The following is a 23,205-nucleotide window of genomic DNA, read 5'->3' on the forward strand; positions in this document are numbered from 1 at the left end:
GCGCTCGGAGGCGCCCGCCCGGCCGGTTCTTACCAGCACCATTCCATCCAGAGCCGCCGCGCTCCGGACAACAGGCGAACGGCACTCTTGTGGCGGATCGTCATTTTCCGCATTTGCCACCTCCAGCAGAGATCACAATGAATTGATCAGCATCATAGAGTCATTCGTCGATGAATGGGAAGAGTGCCGCGATCATGAGCCGCGCACCCGCAGCCGGCTTGACTCGGGCCGGCACCGGTTGCAACCCTGTCGCGGTGTTCGGCCGTCTGGTAGGCGTGCGTCCTACGATCTCTGGCCTGCTGGCCGCCGTGGTCCTGCTGCTGGGCACGTTGGGCGGCGACGGCGTCCCGGTGCACCGGCCCGCGCAACCGCCGCCGGCCGTGTCCGCGGTGCCAGTCGCCGCCGCGCCCTCGCCCAGCCCCACGCCGTCGGCGTCGCCCTCGGCCAGCCCGACCTTCCACGACGGCGACGGGCGCTTCGGCGCGTTCATCACCACGAGGAGCCCGGCGGTCGCGCTGACCTTCGACGACGGGCCGGACCCGATCAACACCCCCAAGCTGCTGGACATGCTGCGGGAGCGGCACATCCACGCCACGTTCTGCATGGTCGGTTTCCGGGTCCGTGACCGGCCCGACCTCGTCCGGGCCATCTACGCCGACGGGCACACCCTGTGCAACCACTCGTGGCAGCACCTGCTGAACCTCGCCAAGCGCGACGACGCCTACATCGACTGGGACCTCAAGCACACCAACGACATGATCCGCGCGGCGGTCGGCCAGGACGCGCCGATCCGGTACTTCCGCGCGCCCGGCGGCAACTTCACGCCCGCCCTCGTGGCCAAGGCACGCGCGCTGGGCATGGACTCGATCTCCTGGGACGTGGATCCGCGCGACTGGGAGCACACCCACGACAGCGGAGCGTCGGCGCACATCTCGCGCGTGGTGAGCCACGTGCAGGGTCACACCCGCCCGGGCTCGATCGTGCTGTCCCACGACAACGGCCAGCCGAACACCATCACGGCGTACCGGACCCTGCTGCCCTGGCTCCAGGAGCGCTTCACGCTGGAGGGACTGCCCGCCTCCGGACTGTGACCAGCGGCCGGCTCAGGTCGGGGCGGACGCCGCCGGCATGAGGCTGAACGCGTTCTCCTCCTCCTGGGCGTTGTGCAGCTGCATGATGGCGTACAAACCGTAGAGGCCGGCCCGCAGGTCGATCACGTCCTCCGGCTCGGCGCGGCCGGCGCTGTCCGGCAGGATGCGGCGCAGCCGGCGGATCTGGTGCTCGATCTCGGCGTGGGTACGGCTGAGCGCCGCGATCGGGTCGGGACCGCCGAGCGCCCGCGCGACGATCGGCAGCAGCTGCGCCTCCTCGGCCCGCTCGTGCGGCAGCAGGTCGGTCTCGAGGCGGTCGACCAGCTCACGGACGGGTCCGAGGTCGCCTCCGGTGACGGAGAGGTCGTCGGCAACGGCCCGGATCCGCTCGACGAGCGGGCGGATGGCGGTGTGCTGCGCGTACAGCTGCCGGGTCACGGCGAGGTCGGCGGTCGGCATGGTGACGGTGTGCGTACGCTGCGGCAGCAGGACCGTCAGGGCCAGGCAGATGGCCGCGACGTCGATCACCTCCTGCAACAGCGCACCCGCCACCGGCGTGAGCAGCCCGGCCGCGGCGGGGATCATCGCGGCCAGCGACAGGGCCATGCCGAGCGCCGCCGAACGGCGGGCGATGCGGTGGGCGCGCCGGGCGACGAGGATCGCGTCGGCGAGACCGTCGACGCGGTCGGCGGTGAGCATGACGTCGGCCGCCTCGGCGGCGGCCGTGACACCGCGGGCCGCCAGCGCGACGCCGACACCGGCGGCGGCCAGCGCCGGGGCGTCGTTCACCCCGTCGCCGACCATGACGGTCGGTGCGGCGGCCTGTTCGGCGCGGACGATGGCGAGCTTGTCCGCGGGGTCGCGGTCGGCGTACACGGCGTCGACTCCGGCGATCCGCCCGACGGTCTCGGCGATGTCCGCCCGGTCCCCGGTGATCAGGACGGTGCGCTCGATGCCGGCGTTGCGCAGCGTCCGCATCATGCGCGGCGCGTCGGGCCGCAGCGGGTCGGTGAGCAGCAGGACCCCGGCGGGCCGGCCGTCCACCGCCGCGAACACGGTCAGCGACCCGTCCAGCGCGGCCCGGCGGCGGGCCCGGCGCACCCACTCCGGTGCGGCGCCGTCGACGACCCAGGCCGCCTTGCCGAGGCGTACCGGACGGCCCTCGACCATTCCCTCGATGCCGAATCCGGGCCGTTCCCGCACGTCCGTCGCCGTCGGCAGGCCGGCCCCGCGCTCGCGGGCCGCGGTCACGATGGGCGCGGCCAGCACGTGCGCCGACGCCTGGTCGAGCGCGGCGGCCAGCCGGAGGACCTCGTCGGCCGGCAGGTCATGGCCTGTGATCACGGCGGAGAGGACCGGCCGGCCACGGGTCAGCGTGCCGGTCTTGTCGAACAGCAGGACCCGCCCGGCGGCCAGCCGCTCGAGCGCCGCACCGCCCTTGAGGATCACCCCGTACCGCGCCGCCCGGGACACCCCCGACATGATCGCGATCGGGGCGGCCAGCAGCAGCGGGCACGGCGTCGCCACGACCAGCACGGCCACGGCCCGCACCGCCTCACCCGAGATCGCCCAGGCAAGCCCGGCCACCAGCAGCGTCAGGGGTACGAAGGCCAGCGCGAACCGGTCGGCGAGGCGGACGAAGGGGGCGCTGCTGGCCTGGGCCTGCTCGACCAGGCGCACCACGCCCGCGTAGGTCGACGCGGCCGCGGTCTCGGTGGCCAGCATCCGCGCCGCCGGCCCGGCGTTGACGACACCGCTGCGGATGTCGTCGCCGGCGCGACGCTCGACCGGTAGCGGCTCGCCGGACAGCGCCGACTCGTCGAACACGCCGTCGCCGAGCAGCCGGCCGTCGACCGGGACGAGCTCGCCCGCACCGACCAGCAGCCGGTCGCCGGCCACGACCCGGTCCACCGGGATCTCCGCCACGCCGTCCGGGCCTTCCCGGCGGGCGATCCGCGGCGCTCCGGCGGCCAGCCGGCCCAGCTCCCGGCGGGCCCGGGCCGACGCGCGCGCCTCCAGCACGCCTCCTGTGAACAGCATGACGGCGATCACCGCGCCCGCCAGCGGCTCGCCGACCAGCAGAGCGCCCGCCAGCGCCAGCCACGCGATGACATCCACCGAGGGCCGGCGGCGCAGCAGCGCGACGGCGATGGTGACCGTCGACCAGGCCAGCCCGACCAGCGCCGCACCGGTCCACAGGGCGGACGCCCAGCCGCCGGCACCCACGGCGGCGGCCACCGCACCGGCGATGAGCAGCAGCGTCACCAGGCAGAACAGGACGGCCTCCCGGACGGCCCACAGCCGGCCGATGCGCGACCCGCGCCAAACGGACATCCCGGTCCTCCGTCCACCTTCCATCCACCTGAGGAGCCGGTCGGCACAGCGGGCCGACCACATTTCATGGTCCACGCGGCGCGGCCACCGTTCCAAGGCCGAAGGTCCCGAACCGCTCCTACTCCCCGGCCGCCGCCGCGGGACCGGCGGGGACGGGGGCCGCGGGGAGGATCATCGTGAAGCGGGCGCCGTGCCCGGGGCTGCCGTCGATGCGCAGCTGCCCGCCGTGCGCGACGACGACCTCCTGCACCAGCGCCAGCCCGAGCCCGAAGCGGCGGCCCGGCCGGTCGACGGGATCCTCGCCGCGCGCGAAGCGGGCCAGCAGGTGCGTGGCCCGGGCCGGGTCGAGCCCCACGCCGTCGTCCACGACCGCCAGGCAGACCCGGTCGTCCGCCCGACCGACGCTGACCGTGACGGTGCCTCCCGCGCTGACGTGGCCGAGGGCGTTGTCGACCAGCGCCGCGAGGGCCCGGCGCAGCGAGGACCGCACCCCGGTCACGTCCAGGGGCCCCGCACCGATGTCGGTGCGCAACGTGACGTGATGCGCACCGGCGTGCGGCTCCACGGACGCGGCGACCTCCCGCGCCAGGCCTGCGACGTCGACCGCGACGCCGCCGGTGGGCCGGTGCGACAGTTCCGCGGACAGCAGCAGGTCGTCGACCACCTCGCCGAGCGCGTGGGTGTCGGCCACCAGCTCGGCCACGTCCGCGCGTACCCGCGCGCTGTCGACGTCGCGGTTGAGCCGCCGCTGCAGCAGCTGGGCGCGGGTGTGCAGCACGGCCAAGGGGGTGCGCAGCTCATGGCTGGCGTCGGCCACGAAGCGTCGCTGCAGCGAGAGGGCGCGCGCCAGCGGGCGCACCGCCCGCCGCCCGAGGACGGCACCGACCGATGCGGCCGCGACGATCCCGATCAGACCGGCGACCAGCAGGGATCCGATGAGGCGCTCGCCGGACTCCTCGCGGGCGGTGACGTCGAGCAGGCCGACGGTCCGGCTGCCGTCGGCGCCGTCCACCGCGTACGCCTCGAAGTGCCGGCCGCCGACCGTCGCGTTGCCGCGTCCGGGCCGCAGCCGGGTGACGTCCATCCGGGCGACGGCGGGCGGTGTGCCGCCGCTCGCCGTGACGGTGCCGTCAGGTGCGCGGCGCAACAGCAGCACGCCTTCGGTGCCGATCAGATCCGCATCGGCGGCAAGCGTCTGCACGCGGACGGTGCGCTCCTCGGCCCGGTGCTCGGCGCGGATGGTCAGCGAGAACGCCAGCACGCTGACCAGGACGACGGTCGCGGCGACGGCGGCGGCGGCCTGCACGGCGATCACCGCGGTGGCGCGGCGCAACAGGCGCGCCTCGGGTCTGCCCGTCATGCGGAGCCGAGCTGGTAGCCGAGCCCACGCACCGTCCTGACCACCGGGCGGCCCAGCTTGCGGCGCAGGTAGTGCACGTAGGTGTCGACGACGCCCGGGTTCTCGGCGGCGTCGAAGACGAGCGTGCGCAGGTCGTCGCGGCTGAACACCTGATGCGGCCGCGCGGCGAGCGTCCGCAGGAGCGCGCACTCACGGTCCGACAGCGCCACCACGTCACCCGACTGGCCGTGCACCTGGCGGGTCGTCGCGTCGAGCCACCCGCGCCCGATCGGCAGCTGGTCGGCCCGCTCGCGGTGGCGGCGGCGCAGCGCCCGCAGCCGGGCCAGCAGTTCCTCGGCGTCGAACGGCTTCGTCAGGTAGTCCTCGGCCCCGGCGTCGAGGCCCTCGACCCGGTCGGCGACCGTGCCCCTGGCGGTGAGCACGAGCGCCGCCGTGGTGACGCCGCGCCCTCGCAACCGGCGCAGCAGGTCCAGTCCTTCGATCGCCGGGAGCCGCCGGTCGAGCACGATCCAGCAGCAGCCTGGGCGGCGCGGGAGCGTTGAGCACGGGCCCAAGCTTGGCACGCGATGGGCTAAGAATCCTCGAAGAACAGCGCGACACAGTGGCACGGTGCCTCGCGTTCTTCCGACCCGGCCCGTAGCCGGCGCCCAGCATGACCCCGCGCGGTGGTGGCTGCCGGCGGCGCCGGGTGGCGGATCGCGGCCGGGACGACGGCGGGAGCGTGGTGCGGGGCCACGCGCCTGGTGGGCCGATGTCGTGGGCGCCGCGGCGTTGCTCAGCATGCTCGTGGTCCTGGCGCTCTGGGTGCACGACCGCGGCGTGCAGGACCTCGCCGGTCCGGCGGCGGGGCTGAGCTCGCTCGGTCGGCTCACCGGCCTGATCTCCGCCGATCTGCTGCTGATCCAGGTGTTGCTCATGTTCAAGGACGAGCTCGACGCGGCGGTCGCCGCCGGGCGGCTCCGGGTCGGATTCCTGGTGGGGCCGCGCTCCCGGGAAGGTTCCTGGGTTCCGGCGGGGTTCCGGGACGACCAGCTGTCCCGATGGGTGCCCGGACTCCACGACCATCACGTCTACGTCTGCGGGCCGGACGCCTGGATGTCGGCCGCCGCGGCGGCGGTCCTGCGGGCCGGTGTGCCCCCGCGGCGCCTGCACACCGAGCGATTCAGCTGGTAGGGGAGAGCACGGATGAGGCGGATCACGCTGTGGCTGATGTCCACGGTGGCGGCGGTCGTGTTGCTGTTCAGCTACCGCACCAGCACGATGGGTGCGACGGCACCGAACATGCCTGGCCCCGTCGGCGCGGCGCCGGGCGTGGTGCCCGGCGGCCCAGCACCCGGGGCGTCGACCGGCTCCTCCGCCCCGCCGGGCTCCACGGTCGTCAACGGCACCGTCTCGCAGACCCGGTGGGGGCCGGTGCAGGTGCGGGTGACCATCTCCGGCGGCCGGATCACCGACGTGGTGGCGCTGCAGGTGCCCAGCGGCAACCGGCGCGACCGGGAGATCAACTCGTTTGCGGTGCCGGCGCTGCGTGACGCGGTCCTGCGGGCGCAGAGCGCCGACATCGACTCGGTGTCCGGCGCCACCGTCACCAGCGACGGCTACCGCCGCTCCCTGCAGGCCGCGCTCGACGCCGCCCACTTCGGCTCTTGAACCGGCACCGCATCACGCCGTGGATCGCCGGCCAGTGAGGAAACCGGGTCAGCATGATGCCGCTGTGACCCGTGCGGCGCGCCGCGACCGTCGCCGGCGGGACGGGTCCGCCGGCTTTGCCGGATCTCGCGCCGGTCGTCGTAGACGGTGGGATGGTGATGGGGTGACGCTGCTCGCCCGGCCGGTCACCGCATCGGTGCGGTCGGTGCTGCCCCCGGCGCGACGACTCGGCCCGGCCAGTGTGTGGGCGCTGGCCGGCGGGTACGCCGCGGCCTGGATCATCGTCGGTCCGTCCGACGGCGGGTGGCTGTCGTTCGCGGGGCAGCTCGCCGGCGCCGAAGCGGTCCTGCTCATGTCGGTCGCGATCGTGCTGATCTCGGTGTTGCCCGCGGTCGAGGCCTGGTTCGACGGGATCGACAAGACGGCGATCTGGCACCGTCGCCTGTCGATCACCGGGCTGCTGCTCCTCGTCCCGCACATCATGTTCTCCTCCGGTCACCACGGGCCGCCGACCGGTGCCCGCGGCACCGACCAGCAGATCTGGATCGCCGGCGGCATCGGCATCACCCCGTTCCTCAGCTGGATACGGGCCCTCGACCGGTTCCCTTCCGCGACCCGGGTCGACCTGTTCTACAGCACGGAGGGCGCGGCCCCGTTCGCCGACGAGATCACCGCCGTCGCCCGCACGCACAACGTCCGGGTGCACCTGCACGACAGCGGCGCCCGCGGCTACCTCACCCCCGACGAGGTCCTCGCCGCCGCCGGACACGACGACCCGCGAGCGGTGTCGGTGTTCCTGTGCGGCCCCGCCGGCATGGTCGGCGCGTTCGTGCGCCGGTTCCGCGAAGCCGGCATCCCGAACCGCAACATCCACCGCGAGCACTTCGACTGGCGCTGACAATCCAGGAACGGGCCGAATGCCCTGCCGCTGGACGCATGCTGCGGCATGGTGGGGGTGGAAGACCGCTTCCCTGCGGCGGATCCGCGACAGGTTCGGCGAGGGGTGCCGGTGGCGGGGTGGGGTCGGGGAAGCGGACGCGAAGGTGCACAGCCGGGAGGTCGGCGCCATGAACATGTCGATCGGTCTGGCGGATCGGCCGGCGGCACGGCGGCACGTGACGGCGACGGGTGTGGGCGGTGCGGGCATTCCGCCGGCGCCTGCAGGGACGCCCGGCGGTGGTGACGGCCCCTCCGCACCGGGGGATCCGGGATGAGCCTCGGTCTGTTGGCGCTGATCTGCGTGGCCGGGCTGGCCGGTCCGCTGCTGGCGCTGTCCCGGCGTTGGGGACCGCCCGTCGTCGTCGGAGAGTTGCTGGCAGGGGTGGCGCTCGGCCCGTCGGGAGCGGGTGTGCTGCACGCCGACGACGCGTTGTTCACATTCCTTGCCAACATAGGCTTCGCGCTGGTCATGTTCGTCGCGGGTTCGCACGTGCCGGTCCGCGATCCGGCGTTGCGGACGGCACTGCCGCTGGGGGCACTGCGCGCGGTGCTGGTCGCCGCGGCGGCGGTTCCCGTCGCGTTCGTGATCGCCCGCGCGTTCGACACCGGACACATCGCCCTCTACGTGGTGCTTCTCGCGTCGTCCTCGGCTGCGCTGGTCCTGCCGATCATCGATGCGATGCATCTGACCGGGCTGCCGATTCTGCAGTTGCTGCCTCAGGTCGCGCTCGCCGATGCCGTCTGCATCATCGCGCTGCCACTCGCGATCGATCCGGCGCGTGCCGGTCGGTCCGCGCCCGGCGCGGCCGTGCTCATCATCTGCACGATCGGGCTGTTCGCCGTGCTGCGGCTGGTGGAGCGCAAGGGGTGGCGCAAGGCGATCCACCGCCTGTCCGCGCGGCGCAAGTTCGCGCTGGAACTGCGACTCAATCTGGCGCTGCTGTTCGGCCTCGGCGCGGTGGCGCAGGCGACCCGGGTCTCGGTCATGCTCGCCGGGTTCGGCTTCGGACTCGCCGTGGCCGCCGTCGGTGAGCCGCGCCGGCTCGCCCGCCAACTGTTCGCGGTCACCGAGGGGTTCATCGGCCCGGTGTTCTTCGTCTGGCTCGGCGCGTCGCTCGACCTCGCCGCCCTCGGCCACCGGCCGGCGCTGATCGGGCTCGGCATCGCTCTCGGTGTCGGCGCGACACTGACACATCTCGTCGCACGGACAACCGGGCAACCCGCCTCTTTGGCCGGCCTCGCCACCGCCCAGGTCGGTGTGCCCGTCGCCGCGGCGACCCTCGGCACACAGGAGCACTTGCTGGCCGACGGCGAACCCGCCGCGCTGATCCTGGGCGCGCTCATCACCATCGCCGTCGCGACCGCCGCGGCAGTCCTGGCTGCACGGGCCGGACCGGCTCCAGCGCCCCGGCCCGGCCCTACCGGATGAGGTGGCCCGCCGCGAGCGCTTCGACCGGCGCTGACGGTCCAGGAGCGGGCCGAATTCCACTGCTGCGCGGCGCATGCCGCGGCACGGTGAGGGTAGGGGCGGATCCGCCGACAACGGGAGAGGGTCATGACCGCCAATCCTCGACCGGTGATCGTGGGTGTCGACGGCTCACCGGCCAGCTTCGGCGCGGTCCGCTGGGCCGTGGACGAGGCGATGCGTCACGGGCAACTGCTCCGGGTCACCCACGTGATCGCCGTTCCGGACGCGTTCGAACCGGCGGCCGACGAGCACGAGGTCGCACTGCACGCCGCGGTCGAGGCCCGCAACTGGCAACCCGGCCTGCTCGTCACCACGTTCACGTGGCGCGGCAGCCCGGCCCGTGTGCTCGTCGACCAGTCGCGATCCGCCGCGCTCGTCGTGGTGGGCAGCCGAGGGACGGGCGGCTTCCACTCGTTGCGGATCGGCTCCGTCGGGCTGCAGCTGGCCGCGCACGCGGGCTGTCCCGTGCTCGTCGTGCACCACGCGGAGCGGTGGGCCGGCCCGGAGGTGCCGCTGCCGCAGCATCAGCCGATCGTCGTCGGCGCCGACGGCTCGGCACACGCCGAGGTCGGGGTGGAGCTGGCGTTCGCGGAGGCGATGTCGCGCGGGGTGCCACTGATCGCGGTGCGCGCCTGGCAGGAGCCCGCCCACCGGTGGGGCCGTGCCACGGACCTCACCCGGTGCGCCACCACGGCCCACGACGCGCTGGCCGCCGAGTTGGCACCGTGGCGGGCGAAGTACCCGACCGTGCCGGTCGAGCTCCGCACCGTCCAGGCGGCGCCGGCCGCGGCGCTGCTCGACGCGGGCCGCGACGCGCTCATGATCGTCCTCGGTCCCCGCGGAACCGGCGGCTTCGACGACCTCAGGCTCGGCTCGGTGACCCAGCAGGTGCTCGACCACGCCTCGGCCCCGGTCCTCGTCGCCCGCCGCTGACGCACGCCGCACAGCCGTGAGCGCCGGGCAGAACGCCCGGCGCCCGTCGGGTCCCGCGGCGGGCCGACGCCTACAGCCTCAGCTCGTCGAGCAGCTCGGCGGCCTGCCGCCGGGCGGGTGTCGTGTCTTCGCCGCACAGCAGCCGGACCGCGCGCGCCAGCGCCTCGACACGCCGTTCCGCGCGGCACAGTCGCAGCATCACGTCGCCGGTGTCGGTGGTCGGCGGCCACGTGTGTGCTGGTGCCGGACGCGCCTTCCGCGCTGTCGTCGCCTCGATCATTGTCGCGGTCATCGCACTCGCCTCCGTCCTCGCTCTGCCCGATCCTTCGCTTCCCGAGCTCACCTCAAGCCTTCCCGGGTTCCGTGCGCCGGTTCAGGCCGATGGTCCCGGGACGGCGCGACCTCCGGCCGCAGTTCGTGGACCGCGGCGGCGACGTGCTCGACCACGCGGTCGACGGCCCTCGCCACGGCGGGGGTCAGGCCGACGCCGTAGCCGGTGTCCGCCGCCTCGATGCCGAGCAGCAGCATGCGGTCGGGAAGCCGGTCGAGCTCCCGGGCCAGGGCCACGGCGTCGCCGAGGTCCATGGCGTGCGAGCCGGCCCGGCCTCCTGGCCCGGTCGGGCGGTGGGCCATGAGCCGGCGGTGGACATGCCCGGCCGCGGCGCGGTGCGTGTGGACCGCGTCGACGACGACGGCGTTCTGGCGCCCTTCCCACAGCATGATGAGCGAGCTGGGCTCGCCGTCGCTCTCGGCCAGGTCGGCCCCGGGCAGGCCGGCGAGCCTGAGCCGCTCGATGACCGCCGGGCCGGCGCCGTCGTCGCGGCGGAACGGGTTGCCGACCCCGATCACGACGACCGGCGGGTTCATCGGCGCTCCACGGTGAGGTCCAGGAAGTGGGTGGCGCACGAGATGCACGGGTCGTAGTTGCGGATCGCCTGCTCGCATTGGGAGGTGAGTCGTTCGTCGTCGAGGTCCAGGCGGTCCTGCACGTAGCGGCGCAGATCGTCCTCGATGCTCGGCTGGTTCTGTGCCGTGGGCGGCACGATCCGGGCGCTGACGACCGTCCCGGCGGCGTCGAGCTCGTAGCGGTGGAAGAGGGTTCCGCGGGGTGCTTCGGTGGCGCCGTATCCGATTCCGGCGCGCGGCGGCACCGCCAGGTGAGGCGGTGCCGGAGGCTCGTACGCCTCGATGATGCGCAGCGCCTCGTCGAGGGCGTGGACCATCTCCACCGCGCGGACGACGATGCTGCGGAACGGGTTGTCGCAGCGCTCCCCCAGGCCTGCCGCTGTGGCGGCCCGGCGGGCCGGCGGGGACAGCGCGGCGTGGTTGAGCGTGTACCGGGCGAGGGGTCCGGTGAGGTACTTCCCGGCGCCGGCGAGTCCCGCGTGCAGGGCGGTCGAGTGCGCCGCCTGCGTCTCGACGATGTGGTGTTCGAAGTCGCGCACCCGGAACGACCGGCCGGCCGAGGTCCGCGGCTCTCCCCGGTCTATCGGGTACCGGTCCGGGTCGGTCAGCGCGAGCAGCTCGTGGTCGACGGTGAAGTCCGGGAACGGGAAGCCGGCGACCCAGTCGACGGTGGCAAGGGCGTGATCGAGGGCCGGTCGCAGGGTGTCGCGGGCGAGCGCGCGCAGCTCGTCCGGTGACGGGGCGTGGTAGAAGCCGCCGACGCGGACGTTGATCGGGTGGATCGCGCGGCCGCCGACGAGTTCGAGGATGGCGTTGCCGGCCTTCTTGAGGGCCAGTCCGCGTTCGACGGCGTCGCGGTGGCTCCGGGCCATCTCGACGACGCCGGGGTAGCCGAGGAAGTCGGGTGCGTGCAGCAGGTACACGTGCAGTGCGTGGCTGGCGACCCACTCGCCGCAGTACAGCAGCCGGCGCAGCTCGGCGACCGGCTCGCTGACCCGCACGCCGCACGCGTCCTCGATCGCCAGGCAGGCGCTCATCTGGTACGCCACCGGGCAGATGCCGCAGATGCGGGCGGTGATGTCGGGTGGTTCGAGGTGGCCGCGGCCGCGCAGGAACGCCTCGAAGAACCGGGGCGGTTCGTAGATGCGCAGCTGCACGTCGGTCACCGTCGCCCCGTCGACCCGCACGTGCATCGCCCCCTCCCCCTCGACCCGGGCGAGCGCACCGACGCGCAGCGATCGGTCGTTGCGGTGGCTCATCGCCGCTCCCCCTGCTCGGCGGCGGCCCGGAACTCCGGCTTGGCGGCGTGGAAGGTCCGGAAGACGCGGGCCACGTCGGCCGGGGACATGCCGAGGCTGCGCAGCGAGGCGACCATGGCGTCGGTGTTGGGCTTCGCCATCGGGCCGAAGCAGCCGTAGCAGCCGCGGCCGTACGCGGGACAGAGCGCGCCGCAGCCGGCCCGGGTGACCGGCCCCAGACACGGGATGCCCTGCGCCACCGTCACGCAGGTCGTCCCGCGCAGCTTGCACTCCTGGCAGACGCTGTGCACGGGCAGGCCCGGACGCCGGCCGGCCAGCAGGGCGGTCAGCACTCCGATGAGCTGGCGCCGGTCGATCGGGCACCCCGGCAGCTCCAGGTCCACCCGCACGTGGGCCGAGATCGGCGTCGACTCGGCCAGGGTCGCCACGTACTGCGGCCTGGCGTACACGACCGAGCGGAACTCCTGGACGTCGGCGAAGTTGCGCAACGCCTGGACGCCGCCGGCGTTGGCGCACGCGCCGATGGTGATCAGCATCCCCGACTGCTCCCGGATGCGGTGGATCCGCTCGACGTCGTCCTGGGTGGTGACGGATCCCTCGACGAGGGAGACGTCGTACGGGCCTTCCACCACCGCGCTGGACGCCTCCAGGAAGTGAGCGATGTCGACGTGCTCGCTGAGCGGCAGCAGCTCGTCCTCGCAGTCGAGCAGGGTGAGCTGGCAGCCGTCGCAGGACGCGAACTTCCACACCGCGAGTTTCGGCCGTGCCGTCACAGTCATCACAGCTCCTTGACCGTCATCAGCGGGCCGGCCCGGTCGTAGGCGACCACCGGGCCGTCGCGGCAGACCAGCAGCGGGCCGAGCTGGCAGTGGCCGCAGTGGCCGAGTCCGCACTGCATGTTGCGCTCCAGCGACAGCCACACCTGGCCGGCGGGCACGCCCAGGCCGACCAGGCCCCGCGCGGCGAACCGCATCATGATCTCGGGCCCGCACACGCAGGCGACCGTGGCGGCCAGCCGGTGGTCGAGCCGGTCGTACAGCGCGGTCACCACTCCGACGTGACCGTCCCACTCGGTGGTGGCGCGGTCCACCGTCGTGTACACGTCGAGCCCGGCGGCCCGCCAGCCTTCGTACTCGCCGGGATACAGCAGGTCGTCCGGAGTCCTGGCACCGATCAGCACGGCCACCCGCCGGTAGCGGTCCCGGTCGGCCATCGCGTGGAGGACGACCGGCCGCAGCGGGGCCAGCCCGAGCCCGCCGGCGACGACGACCAGGTCGGCACCGGCGGGCGCGGGCAGCTCCCAGCCGCGGCCGAACGGCCCGCGCACGCCGAGCATCGCGCCCGGACCGGCGCCGCACAGGGCGCCGGTGGTGGCCCCGACCGCCCGGATCGTGTGCAGCGGGCCGGCTGTGCCGTAGCCGGAGACGGAGATCGGCACCTCGCCCACCCCGAAGGCGTACAGCATCGCGAACTGGCCGGGCCGGAACACCGGCAGCGGCGCGTCGACCGGTTCGAGCGCGAGGGTGACCGTGTCGCCGGTCTCCCGCCGGCGCTCGGTCACCCGGTAGCGGGCGGCGGTCATCGTGGTCATGCGGGTGCCTTGTACAGGTCGAGCAGCCGGATCCTGGTCGCCTGCATGCGCTCCACGACGACGGCCATGAACCGCTTGGTCAGCTCGTAGCCGAAGCCGGGGTCGGCGTCGAGCAGCGAACGGGCCGCGGCGCCGTCGATCGCGATGCTGCGCACCTGGTCGACGGCGACCGCGCCGAAGTGCCAGCGGAACGGCGGAAACATCCAGGACCAGCCGAGGACCGTGCCGGCACCGATCGTCTCGATGACGGCGTCGCCGCGGCCGGGCACCCGGATGTCGAGGTGGACGCAGCCGTCGTGGATGAGCCAGAACCGGTCGGCCCGGCCGTTCTCCTCGAAGATCCGCATGCCGGCGCCGAACGGCGCGGGGGACGCCCAGTGCGAGAGACGCTCGACGTGCTCCGCCGGCAGCCCGGCGAGGAACGGATGCCCGACGAGCAGGTCGTGCGTGGTCGTCATGGCGCGTCCTCGGCCGGCGTGGGCGGGTGGGCGTTGAGGGCGTGCAGTTCGGCGGTGACGTCGATGCCGACCGGACACCAGGCGATGCAGCGGCCGCAGCCCACGCATCCCGACTCGCCGAACTGATCGTGCCAGGTGCCGAACTTGTGCGTGAGCCAGTGGCGGTAGCGGCCGGCGTTCGACTCGCGCACCGGCCCGCCGTGCAGCGAGGTGAACTCCAGGTCGAAGCAGGACTCCCAGGACTCCCAGCGCTCGGCGTGGTCACCGGTCAGGTCCGTCGTGTCGGTGACCGAGGTGCAGAAGCAGGTCGGGCACACCATCGTGCAGTTGCCGCAGGTCAGGCACCGCTGCGCCACGTCGTCCCACTGCGGGTCCGCCCGGTGACCGGCCAGCAACGTGCGCAGGTCGGCCTCGGGCAGAGTCCGGCCCATCCGCGTCGCGGCGGACTCCACCGCCCGTTCCGCGGAGCTGATGTCGTCGGCGGAGGCCGGCGTCGCCGGGACACGGGCGAGCAGCGCTTCGCCGTCGGCCGTGCCGCCGCTCGCCAGGTACGTCCCGTCGGGGCGTTCGGTCAGCGCGATGTCGTGGCCGGTGTCGGCGCCGGGTCCGCCGCCCGCCGACACGCAGAAGCACGCGCCGCCCGGCTCGGTGCAGTTGACCGCGACGATGAGCACCTCGGCGCGGCGGGCGGCGTAGCGTCCGCCGTCGCCCAGGACGTGGTCGAGCACGCCGATCGCGCGCAGGTCGCACGGGCGGACGCCGAACAGTGCCAGCCGCCGCGGCGGCTCGGGTTCGTCGGTGACCGTGAAGCCGTCCGCGGATCGGTCGGCCGACCACAGCCGCTGCCGGGGTGGATGGAGGACCTGCTTCCACGACTGCGGCCCGGACGTGTGCGTGAACGCGAGCCGCTCGTCGCCGGGCAGCAGCCGGTAGATGCCTGCCTCGACCTCGGTCCGCCGGCCGTACGGCAGGTCCGCCGCACCGGCGATCTCGGTGAGCACGATCGCGGGTCCGCGCACCGTCGGGCCGATGACGGTGCGTCCGTCCTGTCGCAGGGCGGCGAGGAGGTCGTCGAGCCGGGACAACACCACCGGGGCCATCGAGCGCGCCTCCACAACTGAGCTGGTCACCAGCACTACCCCGTCAAGGCCGTTTCACCCCGATGTCAGCAGATCCGGGGCAGTTGCTCGCCGACGAGCATGTCGACGACGCGGCGGCCGCCCATGAGGGTGCGCATGACCACCCGCCCGGGGTGCTCCCCCACCACCGACCCGAGCCGGACCGCGTCCCGCCCCTCCGGCGTCGCCCGCATCGTGGCCAGCAGAGCCTCGGCGGACTCCGGCGCCACCACCGCCACCAGGCAACCCTCGTTGGCCACGTGCAGCGGATCCAGGCCGAGCAGCTCACACGCCGACGCCACCGGCGCCGGCACCGCGACCGCCGCCTCGTCGATCTCGATTCCCACCCCCGCCGCGGCGGCGATCTCGTTGAGCGTCGAGGCCACCCCGCCCCGGGTCGGGTCACGCATGACGTGGACCGCCTGCCCGGCCCCGGCCACCATCGCCGCGACGAGCCGGTGCAGCGGGCGGGTGTCGGAGGCGAGGTCGGCCTCGAACCCGAGCGCCTCGCGCGTGCTCAGGATGGTCGTGCCGTGCGCGCCGATCGGCCCGGACAGCAGCACCGCGTCCCCGGGACGCGCGAGCGCCGCCGAAACCCGGGCGCCGGGCAGCCGGCGGCCGAGCCCGGTCGTGGTCACGAACAGGCCGTCGGCCGCACCGCGCCCGACCACCTTCGTGTCGCCGGTGACGACCGGCACCCCGGCGGCGGCCGCGGCGGCGCCGACCGACGCGGTGACCCGCCGGAGATCGGCGACCGGGAATCCCTCCTCGATGACGTACGCCACCGCGAGCGCCAGCGGCGTCGCACCCATCATCGCCACGTCGTTGACGGTGCCGTGCACCGCCAGCACGCCGATGTCACCGCCGGGGAAGAACAGGGGGCTGACCACGAACGCATCGGTGCTCACGACGAGGTCCAGGCCGTCGACACGGACCACGGCGGCGTCCTCAGGCACGGTCTCGGCGGCGGCGGCGCCGAGTGCCGGCACCACGACGTCGCGCAGCAGCTCCGCGGACAGCTGGCCGCCGCTGCCGTGGCCGAGCAGCACCTTCTCGGTCTCGGCGAGCGGCACCGGGCACCCGCCGCGGGACGGGTCGGCGGCGGTCATCGCCGCCCCACCGCCGGACGGGTCGGCGGCGGTCATCGCGGTCCCGCCGTGACCGCCGGGCGCACGCGCCCCGCGTTGTAGAAGGCGGCACACGTCCCTTCGGTCGACACCATCGGCGCGCCGAGCGGCGTACGTGGGGTGCAGAGGGTCCCGTAGGCCGCGCAGTCGGTCGGCACGCGCGTGCCCCTGAGGATGTCGCCGGCGATGCAGGCGGGGTGCTCCCGGGCGCTCAGGCCGGCGACGGCGAAGCGCGGCTCGGCGTCGTATCCGGCGAACTCGTCGGTGAGCATCAGGCCGCTGCCCGGGATGGTGCCGATGCCACGCCAGGCGCGGTCGCCGATGCGGAACACGCGCCGGATCGCGTCCTGCGCCTGGGTGTTGCCCGAGCGGCGCACCGCGCGGGCGTACTGGTTCTCCACCGCCGCGCGGCCGTCCTCGAGTTGCCGGACGGCCATCAGGATGCCTTCGAGGAGGTCGAGCGGCTCGAATCCGGTCACCACGATCGGGACCCCGTAGCGGGCGGCGATCGGCTCGTACTGCGTCCAGCCCATCACCGCGCAGACGTGCCCGGCGGCGAGGAACGCCTGGACCTCGCAGTCCGGCGCGTCGAGGATCGCGGTCATCGCGGGCGGCACCAGCACATGGCTGACCAGCATGCTGAAGTTGGGCAGCCCGAGCTGGTGGGCCCGCAGCACGGCCATGGCGTTGGCCGGGGCGGTCGTCTCGAAGCCCACGGCGAAGAACACGACCTCACGGTCGGGACGGTCGGCGGCGATCCGGACCGCGTCGAGCGGCGAGTAGACCACACGGACGTCGGCGCCGCGGGCCCGCAGCGACAGCAGGTCGGTCCGGCTGCCCGGCACGCGCAGCATGTCGCCGTACGACGTGAAGACGACCTCGTCCCGCCCGGCGATCTCCAGGGCCTTGTCGATGAGCTCCAGCGGTGTCACGCAGACCGGGCACCCCGGCCCGTGGATCATCCGCAGCCCTGCCGGCAGGAGCTCGTCGATGCCCTGCCGCACGATGGTGTGGGTCTGGCCGCCACACACCTCCATCAGCGTCCACGGCCGGGTGGCCGCCGCGCGGATCTCGGCGAACAGGCGCCGGGCGAGGGCCGGGTCGCGGTACTCGTCGACGTACCTCATGGCGCCGCCCCCGGTCCGCCGGCGAGCTCCTGCTCCAGGACGTCGCCCATCGCCTCCAGGACCTCCAGGGTCCGCCGCGCCTCGGCCTCGTCCACGGTGCTGATGGCGAATCCGACGTGCACGATCACGTAGTCGCCGGCCTGCGCCTCGGGGACGTAGGCGAGGCAGACCTCGCGTTCCACGCCGCCGAAGTCGACCGTGCCCATGTGCAGGCCGCTCGCGTCGTCGACCGACCCGATCCGGCCCGGAATGCCCAGACACATCCGGCTCACCCCTTCCGCAGCCGGGCGGCGGCGACCGCCGCCTGGCCGTAGCTGATCCCGCCGTCGTTGCCCGGCACCAGCTCGTTGACCAGTGGCTCCAGCCCCGCCTCCGCCAGTCCTGCGACGACGGTCTCCACCAGGAGCTGGTTCTGCATGACCCCGCCGGACAGGCAGACGGTCCGTAGCCCGTGCCGCGCGGCGACGTCGGCGCACAGGGCGACGGTCACGGCGGCGATCGTGGCGTGGAACCCGGCGGCGAGCGGCCCCGCGCCGGCGCCGTCCCGCACCGCCTCCAGCAGTGCCAGCAGGGTCGGCGTGGGGTCGTACACCACCAGGCCGTCCCGTGCCGTCAGCCGCCACGGCAGTTCGGGCGCGCCCGCGAAGCCGGCCGCGAGCGCCTCCAGCGCGACCGCCGCCTCCCCTTCGTAGGTCGCGTCGTCGCGCACGCCGAGCAGCGCCGCGACGGCGTCGAAGAGCCTGCCCGCGCTCGACGCGACCGGGCAGTTGACGCCGCGCTCGACCATCCGGCGCACGGTGGCGACCTCGCGGTCGGGCAACCGGCGCAGGAACGCCTCGGCTGCGCGCGGCACACGCTCGTCGGGCAGTTCGGAGCCGAACAGATAGCCGAGCGCCATCCGGGCCGGGCGCCGCACCGCGGCTTCACCGCCGGGCAACGGCGCCCGGGCAAACCGTGCCACCCGCCGGCACGAGGCAAGGTCGGCGACGAACACCTCGCCGCCCCACAGGGTGCCGTCGTCGCCGAGCCCCAGCCCGTCGTACGCCACGCCGATGAACCGGCCGGTCACACCGTGCTCCGCCGCGCACGACGCGACGTGCGCGTGATGATGCTGCACCGCGATCCGCCGCCCGACCGGCAGCGCCGCGGCGTACTGCGTCGACAGGTACCCCGGATGCAGGTCGTGCGCGACGACGTCCGGCGTGACGCCCACGACGCGGGACAGTTGCGCGAGGTTCGCCGTGAACGCCTCCATCGTGGCCTGCTGTTCCAGGTCGCCGGTGTGCGGGCCGACGAACGCGGTGCCGCCGTCGGCGAGCGTGAACGTGTGCTTGAGCTGAGCGCCGACGGCCAGCAGCGGCGGCCGCGCGGGCACCGGCAGGGCGATCGGCTCGGGTGCGTAGCCGCGGGCGCGCCGCACGAGCGACGCCCGGCCGGCGACGACGCGGGTCACCGAGTCGTCGTACCGGGACCGGATCGCCCGGTCGTGGCCGAGGAAGCCGTCGGCGATCCCGGCCAGCCGCCGCCGGGCCTCGTCGTCGTCGACCACGATCGGCTCGTCGGAGACGTTGCCGCTGGTGACCACCAGCGGGCGGGCCAGATCGGCGAGCAGCAGATGGTGCAGCGGCGTGGTGGGCAGGAACAGCCCGAGCCGCGGGACGCCGGGCGCCACGGCGTCCGCCACGCGGCCGTCCGCCAGCGGGGCCAGCAGCACGACCGGGCGCGCCGGCGAGGTCAGCAGCGCCGCCTCCGCCGCGCCGACCCGGGCCAGCCGCCGCGCCGTCGCCACGCCGTCCACCATCACGGCGAAGGGTTTGGCCGGGCGATGCTTGCGCTCGCGCAGCCGGGCGACGGCGGTCCCGTCGGTCGCGTCGCAGACGAGCTGATAGCCGCCGAGTCCCTTGAGCGCGACGACACCGCCGCGGCGGATGAGGTGCTCCGCCGCGGCGAGCGCGTCGTCGCCGTGGGCGGCCGCGACCGCGTCGCCCGCGCCGTGCCATGCCAGCCGCGGGCCGCAGGCCGGGCAGGCGATCGGTTCGGCGTGGAAGCGCCGGTCCGCCGGATCGGCGTACTGCGCCGCGCAGCCCGCGCACATCGGAAACTCCCGCATGCTCGTGCGTGCCCGGTCGTACGGCAGGGCGTCGACGATCGTCGCCCGGGGACCGCAGTCGGTGCAGTTGACGAACGGATAGCGGTATCGCCGGTCGCCGGGATCGAACAGCTCCGCCAGGCAACGGTCGCAGGTGCCGAGGTCCGGCGGTATCCGGCCGGGCGCGGCACCGGCCGGGCGCGGGCGGATCGACAGGCCGACCCGGAAGCCGGCGCCGGGTGCCGGCGCGCGGCCGTCCAGCTCACTCACCCGCACGTCGGCGACGCGGGCCTGGACGGGCGCCTCGGTCCGCAGCCGGGCGACGAGCGCGTGCAACGCCTCGGCAGGGCCGGCGGCCTCGACCACCACGACGCCGCCGTCGTTGCGGACACAGCCGTCCAGGCCCAGCCCGCGGGCCAGCCGGTAGAGGAACGGCCGGAAGCCGACGCCCTGCACCGTCCCACGGACCTCGATACGGCGCGCCACCCGCGTCGCGACCGTCTGCACGAGTTCAAGTCTCGTCCTCGCGCGCGCATCCGCACACGAAGTCCGGAGCTTCTCACCCGTCACTCCTGGCGGCCGGCGTCCATCATCGCGTCGTACCGCCCGGTGCCGGCGCCGTCCGCCGCGGCGGCCACGGCCGCCCTGACCCGCCAGGCGTCGACCGCGAGCGCGGCGGCCGCGCCGATGGCGGGACGGCCGTCGAAACCGGCGGCACGCAGCAGCCCGTGTGCGTCCCGGCCGACCCGTGCCCACCAGCCCGCCTCCGCCCGCCAGAGCGCATCCGGCTCCGCGACGCCGGCGAGTGCCCACGCGGCCGGGGGCGGAAGTGCCGCGACGAAACCGGCGAACGAAGCGGCGTCGAGCGCGCGACGGCCGAGCAGACCGGCGGCGCGGGTGTGGGCCGCTTCGGTGAGCGGCCGGCCATCGAGCCACCGCTCCCGCGCGACCATCAGCGCGAGGCCGCCCGCGGCCCAGGGCTCGGCCGGAGGTACCGCGGCGGCGCGCACCGCCCAGGAGGCCCGCATGCCTTGTCCGATCGCGCGGGCGGTCGCGGCCCCGGGGTCACCCCACGCGGATGACGCCAGCGCCGCCCGCACCTGGTCCATCGTGAGCGCGGCGGACAGCGGCGGCCGGACGACCGCCAACGACCCCAGCCTGAACGGTGCGGGGCCGTCGCGCCCCCGTCCGTGGCGCAATATCCGCTCCACGTTGCGGATCTCGAACCAGCCGGCGATCGCCCGCAACTGCTCGACGCCGTCCCGCGGCAGCCATCCCGCGAGGATCCGCAGGTGCCACAGCGCCGTGCGGGACACCGCGTCCTGCACCGACTGCGCGTCCTGGCCAGGCCGCACCTCACGGCCGTACGGACCCGACGCCAGCACGCCGATGGCCGCATCGAGCCCCGGGCTCCCGGCCAGCACCCGCGCCGAGGCCGGACCCACACAACGCCGGACGAGGGCGCGTGCCCGCACGGCGCCGGCGACGTGTGCCGCACCGGATCGCATACCCCCAGGATGCGCTCAGGATGCGGCGGGCGAACCGTTGCTCGCCGTCCGGCGGGGGTAGGTAGCGACCGTGACGACGCTGCGGCAGCTCCTGCAACGCTTCCGGCCGGCCGGCCCACCGGGCGCGGCCGGGCAGGCTGCGGTGCCCGCCGACCGGGTGGCCCGGGCCGAGGAGGAACTGCGCCCGGTCTTCTCCTTGCTCGCCACCGCCGACGCGGAGGCCGCCGCGAACCGGGCCGAGGCGGAGGCGGCGGCCGCGCAGCGACGGCGCCGGGCCGGTGTCGCAGCGCAACGGATCGTGGCGGCCGCGCACGAAAGCGCACAACGGGCTCGCGCCGAGGCGTTCGCCGCGGCACGCGCCGACACCGCCCACGCCATGGAGACCGTCATGGCCGAGGCGCAGCACACGGCCGAAGCGTTGCGTGCCCGCGCCTGGGACCGCCTCGACGTCGCCGCGCCGTCGATCGTCTCGGCCGCGCTGGACGAGGTGTACGGCACCGCCCGGGGCCAGGGCACACCGTGACCGCGCCCGGGCCGGCGTCGTGGCGGCAACGGCTGCGGCCGGTGCGCATGACGCGCGTCGCCCTGGTGGCTCCGGAGGACACGCTCGACGCGGTCCTGGCCGAGGTCGGGGTGGCCGGCGTGGTCGAACTGGAGCCGGTCGACCACGGCGCCGGCGATCCGGACGCGGTGAGCATCGACCAGATGCGGGCCGCGGCGATACGCCGCCACGGCGCGGCCGCGTACCTGGGCTGGTGTCCCGAGCCGGCCCGAGGGGCGTTGGCCGACCGGCTGGCACCACTCGGTGGTGCGCTCGCCGCGCTGCGGCCGCCGCCCGGAGCCGAGCCGCCGACGCTGCTCATCCGGGCCGGGCGGGTGAGCAGGTCGTTCGCGCCGATCGTCGAGACGTACGGCGCGGTGCCCTACGCCGACGTCGACCCGACGCTGCCTGCCGGCGTGGCCTACGTGGTGATGTTCGGGATGATGTTCGGCGACGCCGGTCACGGACTCGTCCTGGTGCTGGTGGCCGTGTTGCTGGCCCGGCGCCCACCGCGGCGGTACCCCCGGCTGCGCGACGCGTGGCCGTTCGTCGCCGGCGCGGGCCTGGCCGCCACCGTCTTCGGGGTGCTCTACGGCGAGTTCTTCGGGCCCACCGGGCTGCTGCCGGCACTGTGGCTGCGGCCGTTGGACGAGCCGGTGCGGCTGCTGGTCGCCGCGGTCGGGCTCGGTGGGGCGTTCCTGGCCGTCGCCTACGTGGTGGGCATCGTGAACCGCTGGCGGGAGGGCTCGGCCGGGTTGGCGCTGTACGCGCCGTCCGGCGTCGCGGGCGCCGCCGTGTTCGCCGGCCTGGCCCTGCTCGCGGCCGGACTCTTCGCCGCGAGCGTCCCGCTGGTCGCCGTCTCGGCGGCTGTCGCGGCCGTGGGACTGGCGTTCGCCGCCGCCGGCCTGCATGCCGCCGCGGGCGAGGGTGCCGCCGTGGCGCAGACCGTCGTCCAGCTCTTCGACCTCGTCGTCCGTATCTGCGCGAACCTGGTCTCGTTCGCCCGGCTGGCCGCGTTCGGGTTGACGCATGCGGCACTCGGCGCGCTCGTGTGGGCCGGGACCACCGGGCTGTGGCACCGGGGCGGAGTGTGGACGGTCGCGGCGGTGACCGTCTTCGTGCTCGGCAACGCGATCGCGTTCGGCCTCGAGGCCGTCGTCGCCGGGGTTCAGGCGCTGCGCCTGGAGTACTACGAGCTGTTCTCCCGGGTGTTCGAGGGGGCCGGCCGGCCCTTCCGGCCGTGGCGCTGTGTTCCGGCTTCGAAGGAGGTTCAGCGGTGAACGCACTCTGGCTCGGCGCGGTGCCGGGTGTCCTGATGGTCGCCTGGGCCGTACGGCGATCCGCCACCCGGCGGCCCTGGCTGGTGACCCGCGCGCTGGTCCTGGTGAACGCCGTGCTGTCCGCCGCCGCCGTCTCCGCCGTGGCGCTGCTGCTCACCCCGTCCCGGGCCGGTGCGGGCACCACGGCGGTCGCCCAGGCCGGGACGGGTGACGCGAGCTGGGCCGCGCTGCTCGGCGCGGCCATCGCGGTGGCCGGATCGTCGATCGGCGCGGCGATCGCCGTGGCGTACACCGGCGCCGCGGCGCTGGCGGCGTTGAGCGAGCGTCCCGAGCTGTTCGGCCGTGCCATGGTGGTCGTCGGCCTGGCGGAGGGCATCGCGATCTACGGGCTCATCGTCGCGATCATCCTGATCGGCAAGGCGTGAG

24 protein-coding genes are annotated in these 23,205 nt (G+C 74.6%); 9 read left to right on the plus strand and 15 right to left on the minus strand.

Going from position 1 to position 23,205, the window contains the following annotated elements; genetic code table 11:
• The first annotated feature begins 275 nt into the window (after window positions 1–275).
• On the plus strand, window positions 276–1,091 hold the full coding sequence (locus AB0I21_RS41000) for a polysaccharide deacetylase family protein (RefSeq protein ID WP_360569074.1): 816 nt from the start codon (window positions 276–278) through the stop codon (window positions 1,089–1,091).
• A 12-nt stretch (window positions 1,092–1,103) separates the two neighbouring features.
• Here AB0I21_RS41000 and AB0I21_RS41005 read toward each other — a convergent pair whose 3' ends face one another.
• The 3 genes from AB0I21_RS41005 to AB0I21_RS41015 form a co-directional block, all read right to left on the minus strand.
• Window positions 1,104–3,425, minus strand: coding sequence for a heavy metal translocating P-type ATPase (locus AB0I21_RS41005; RefSeq protein ID WP_360569075.1), 2,322 nt, complete (start codon window positions 3,423–3,425; stop codon window positions 1,104–1,106).
• 118 nt (window positions 3,426–3,543) lie between these two features.
• Entirely contained in the window at window positions 3,544–4,785 is a 1,242-nt protein-coding gene (locus AB0I21_RS41010; RefSeq protein ID WP_360569076.1) for an ATP-binding protein, read from the minus strand.
• Window positions 4,782–5,291 (minus strand): response regulator transcription factor, encoded by a 510-nt coding sequence (locus tag AB0I21_RS41015; RefSeq protein WP_360569077.1) that lies wholly within the window; start codon window positions 5,289–5,291, stop codon window positions 4,782–4,784. The genes AB0I21_RS41010 and AB0I21_RS41015 overlap by 4 nt, the downstream gene beginning before the upstream one ends.
• 274 nt (window positions 5,292–5,565) lie before the next feature.
• Here AB0I21_RS41015 and AB0I21_RS41020 point away from each other — a divergent pair, with 274 nt between their 5' ends.
• From AB0I21_RS41020 to AB0I21_RS41040, 5 genes are all read left to right on the plus strand, one after another.
• Complete coding sequence (locus tag AB0I21_RS41020) at window positions 5,566–5,958, plus strand: hypothetical protein (protein WP_360569078.1); 393 nt, start codon at window positions 5,566–5,568, stop codon at window positions 5,956–5,958.
• Between the two features lie 12 nt (window positions 5,959–5,970).
• Window positions 5,971–6,435, plus strand: a complete 465-nt coding sequence (locus tag AB0I21_RS41025) for an FMN-binding protein (RefSeq protein WP_360569079.1) — start codon at window positions 5,971–5,973, stop codon at window positions 6,433–6,435.
• A 163-nt stretch (window positions 6,436–6,598) separates the two neighbouring features.
• Window positions 6,599–7,333 (plus strand): hypothetical protein, encoded by a 735-nt coding sequence (locus AB0I21_RS41030; RefSeq protein ID WP_360569080.1) that lies wholly within the window; start codon window positions 6,599–6,601, stop codon window positions 7,331–7,333.
• A 312-nt stretch (window positions 7,334–7,645) separates the two neighbouring features.
• The gene (locus tag AB0I21_RS41035) at window positions 7,646–8,803 is read left to right on the plus strand and encodes a cation:proton antiporter (protein WP_360569081.1); all 1,158 of its coding nucleotides are present in this window, start codon (window positions 7,646–7,648) and stop codon (window positions 8,801–8,803) included.
• Between the two features lie 126 nt (window positions 8,804–8,929).
• The gene (locus AB0I21_RS41040) at window positions 8,930–9,775 is read left to right on the plus strand and encodes a universal stress protein (RefSeq protein ID WP_360569082.1); all 846 of its coding nucleotides are present in this window, start codon (window positions 8,930–8,932) and stop codon (window positions 9,773–9,775) included.
• A 70-nt stretch (window positions 9,776–9,845) separates the two neighbouring features.
• On the opposite strand, the gene AB0I21_RS41045 is transcribed toward AB0I21_RS41040, so the two are convergent.
• From AB0I21_RS41045 to AB0I21_RS41100, 12 genes are read right to left on the minus strand one after another with little or no spacing between them, the layout of a single operon-like run.
• Window positions 9,846–10,055 carry a hypothetical protein gene (locus AB0I21_RS41045; RefSeq protein ID WP_360569083.1) on the minus strand — a complete coding sequence of 70 codons (210 nt, stop codon included), beginning with the start codon at window positions 10,053–10,055 and terminating at the stop codon, window positions 9,846–9,848.
• Between the two features lie 59 nt (window positions 10,056–10,114).
• Complete coding sequence (locus AB0I21_RS41050) at window positions 10,115–10,642, minus strand: hydrogenase maturation protease (protein ID WP_360569084.1); 528 nt, start codon at window positions 10,640–10,642, stop codon at window positions 10,115–10,117.
• Window positions 10,639–11,940, minus strand: a complete 1,302-nt coding sequence (locus tag AB0I21_RS41055) for a Ni/Fe hydrogenase subunit alpha (protein WP_360569085.1) — start codon at window positions 11,938–11,940, stop codon at window positions 10,639–10,641. Before AB0I21_RS41055 ends, AB0I21_RS41050 begins: the two co-directional genes overlap by 4 nt.
• Complete coding sequence (locus tag AB0I21_RS41060; protein WP_360569086.1) at window positions 11,937–12,719, minus strand: oxidoreductase; 783 nt, start codon at window positions 12,717–12,719, stop codon at window positions 11,937–11,939. Before AB0I21_RS41060 ends, AB0I21_RS41055 begins: the two co-directional genes overlap by 4 nt.
• Window positions 12,719–13,531, minus strand: a complete 813-nt coding sequence (locus AB0I21_RS41065; protein WP_360569087.1) for an FAD/NAD(P)-binding protein — start codon at window positions 13,529–13,531, stop codon at window positions 12,719–12,721. The genes AB0I21_RS41060 and AB0I21_RS41065 overlap by 1 nt, the downstream gene beginning before the upstream one ends.
• Window positions 13,528–13,989 (minus strand): cyclic nucleotide-binding domain-containing protein, encoded by a 462-nt coding sequence (locus tag AB0I21_RS41070; protein ID WP_360569088.1) that lies wholly within the window; start codon window positions 13,987–13,989, stop codon window positions 13,528–13,530. The genes AB0I21_RS41065 and AB0I21_RS41070 overlap by 4 nt, the downstream gene beginning before the upstream one ends.
• On the minus strand, window positions 13,986–15,119 hold the full coding sequence (locus AB0I21_RS41075; protein WP_360569089.1) for a 4Fe-4S dicluster domain-containing protein: 1,134 nt from the start codon (window positions 15,117–15,119) through the stop codon (window positions 13,986–13,988). The genes AB0I21_RS41070 and AB0I21_RS41075 overlap by 4 nt, the downstream gene beginning before the upstream one ends.
• A 35-nt stretch (window positions 15,120–15,154) precedes the next feature.
• The gene (gene hypE / locus AB0I21_RS41080; RefSeq protein ID WP_360569090.1) at window positions 15,155–16,252 is read right to left on the minus strand and encodes a hydrogenase expression/formation protein HypE; all 1,098 of its coding nucleotides are present in this window, start codon (window positions 16,250–16,252) and stop codon (window positions 15,155–15,157) included.
• A complete protein-coding gene (gene hypD / locus AB0I21_RS41085) occupies window positions 16,249–17,361 on the minus strand; it encodes a hydrogenase formation protein HypD (RefSeq protein ID WP_360569091.1) in 1,113 nt (370 codons plus the stop codon). Before hypD ends, hypE begins: the two co-directional genes overlap by 4 nt.
• Window positions 17,358–17,624, minus strand: a complete 267-nt coding sequence (locus tag AB0I21_RS41090) for a HypC/HybG/HupF family hydrogenase formation chaperone (protein WP_360569092.1) — start codon at window positions 17,622–17,624, stop codon at window positions 17,358–17,360. Before AB0I21_RS41090 ends, hypD begins: the two co-directional genes overlap by 4 nt.
• A gap of 5 nt (window positions 17,625–17,629) precedes the next feature.
• Window positions 17,630–19,957, minus strand: coding sequence for a carbamoyltransferase HypF (gene hypF / locus AB0I21_RS41095; protein ID WP_360569093.1), 2,328 nt, complete (start codon window positions 19,955–19,957; stop codon window positions 17,630–17,632).
• 59 nt (window positions 19,958–20,016) lie between these two features.
• Window positions 20,017–20,958 (minus strand): hypothetical protein, encoded by a 942-nt coding sequence (locus AB0I21_RS41100; protein WP_360569094.1) that lies wholly within the window; start codon window positions 20,956–20,958, stop codon window positions 20,017–20,019.
• Window positions 20,959–21,028: 70 nt separating this feature from the next.
• Here AB0I21_RS41100 and AB0I21_RS41105 point away from each other — a divergent pair, with 70 nt between their 5' ends.
• Genes AB0I21_RS41105 through AB0I21_RS41115 form a run of 3 tightly spaced genes read left to right on the plus strand, consistent with a single transcriptional unit; the run spans window position 21,029 to window position 23,204 of the window.
• The gene (locus tag AB0I21_RS41105) at window positions 21,029–21,481 is read left to right on the plus strand and encodes a hypothetical protein (protein ID WP_360569095.1); all 453 of its coding nucleotides are present in this window, start codon (window positions 21,029–21,031) and stop codon (window positions 21,479–21,481) included.
• A gap of 47 nt (window positions 21,482–21,528) precedes the next feature.
• Window positions 21,529–22,779: a V-type ATPase 116kDa subunit family protein gene (locus AB0I21_RS41110; RefSeq protein ID WP_360569096.1), complete on the plus strand. Its 1,251-nt coding sequence runs from the start codon at window positions 21,529–21,531 to the stop codon at window positions 22,777–22,779.
• The gene (locus AB0I21_RS41115; RefSeq protein ID WP_360569097.1) at window positions 22,776–23,204 is read left to right on the plus strand and encodes an ATP synthase subunit C; all 429 of its coding nucleotides are present in this window, start codon (window positions 22,776–22,778) and stop codon (window positions 23,202–23,204) included. Before AB0I21_RS41110 ends, AB0I21_RS41115 begins: the two co-directional genes overlap by 4 nt.
• The last annotated feature ends 1 nt before the right edge of the window (window position 23,205 follow it).

This window comes from Dactylosporangium sp. NPDC050588, from assembly GCF_040654975.1.
Classification (GTDB): domain Bacteria; phylum Actinomycetota; class Actinomycetes; order Mycobacteriales; family Micromonosporaceae; genus Dactylosporangium; species Dactylosporangium maewongense.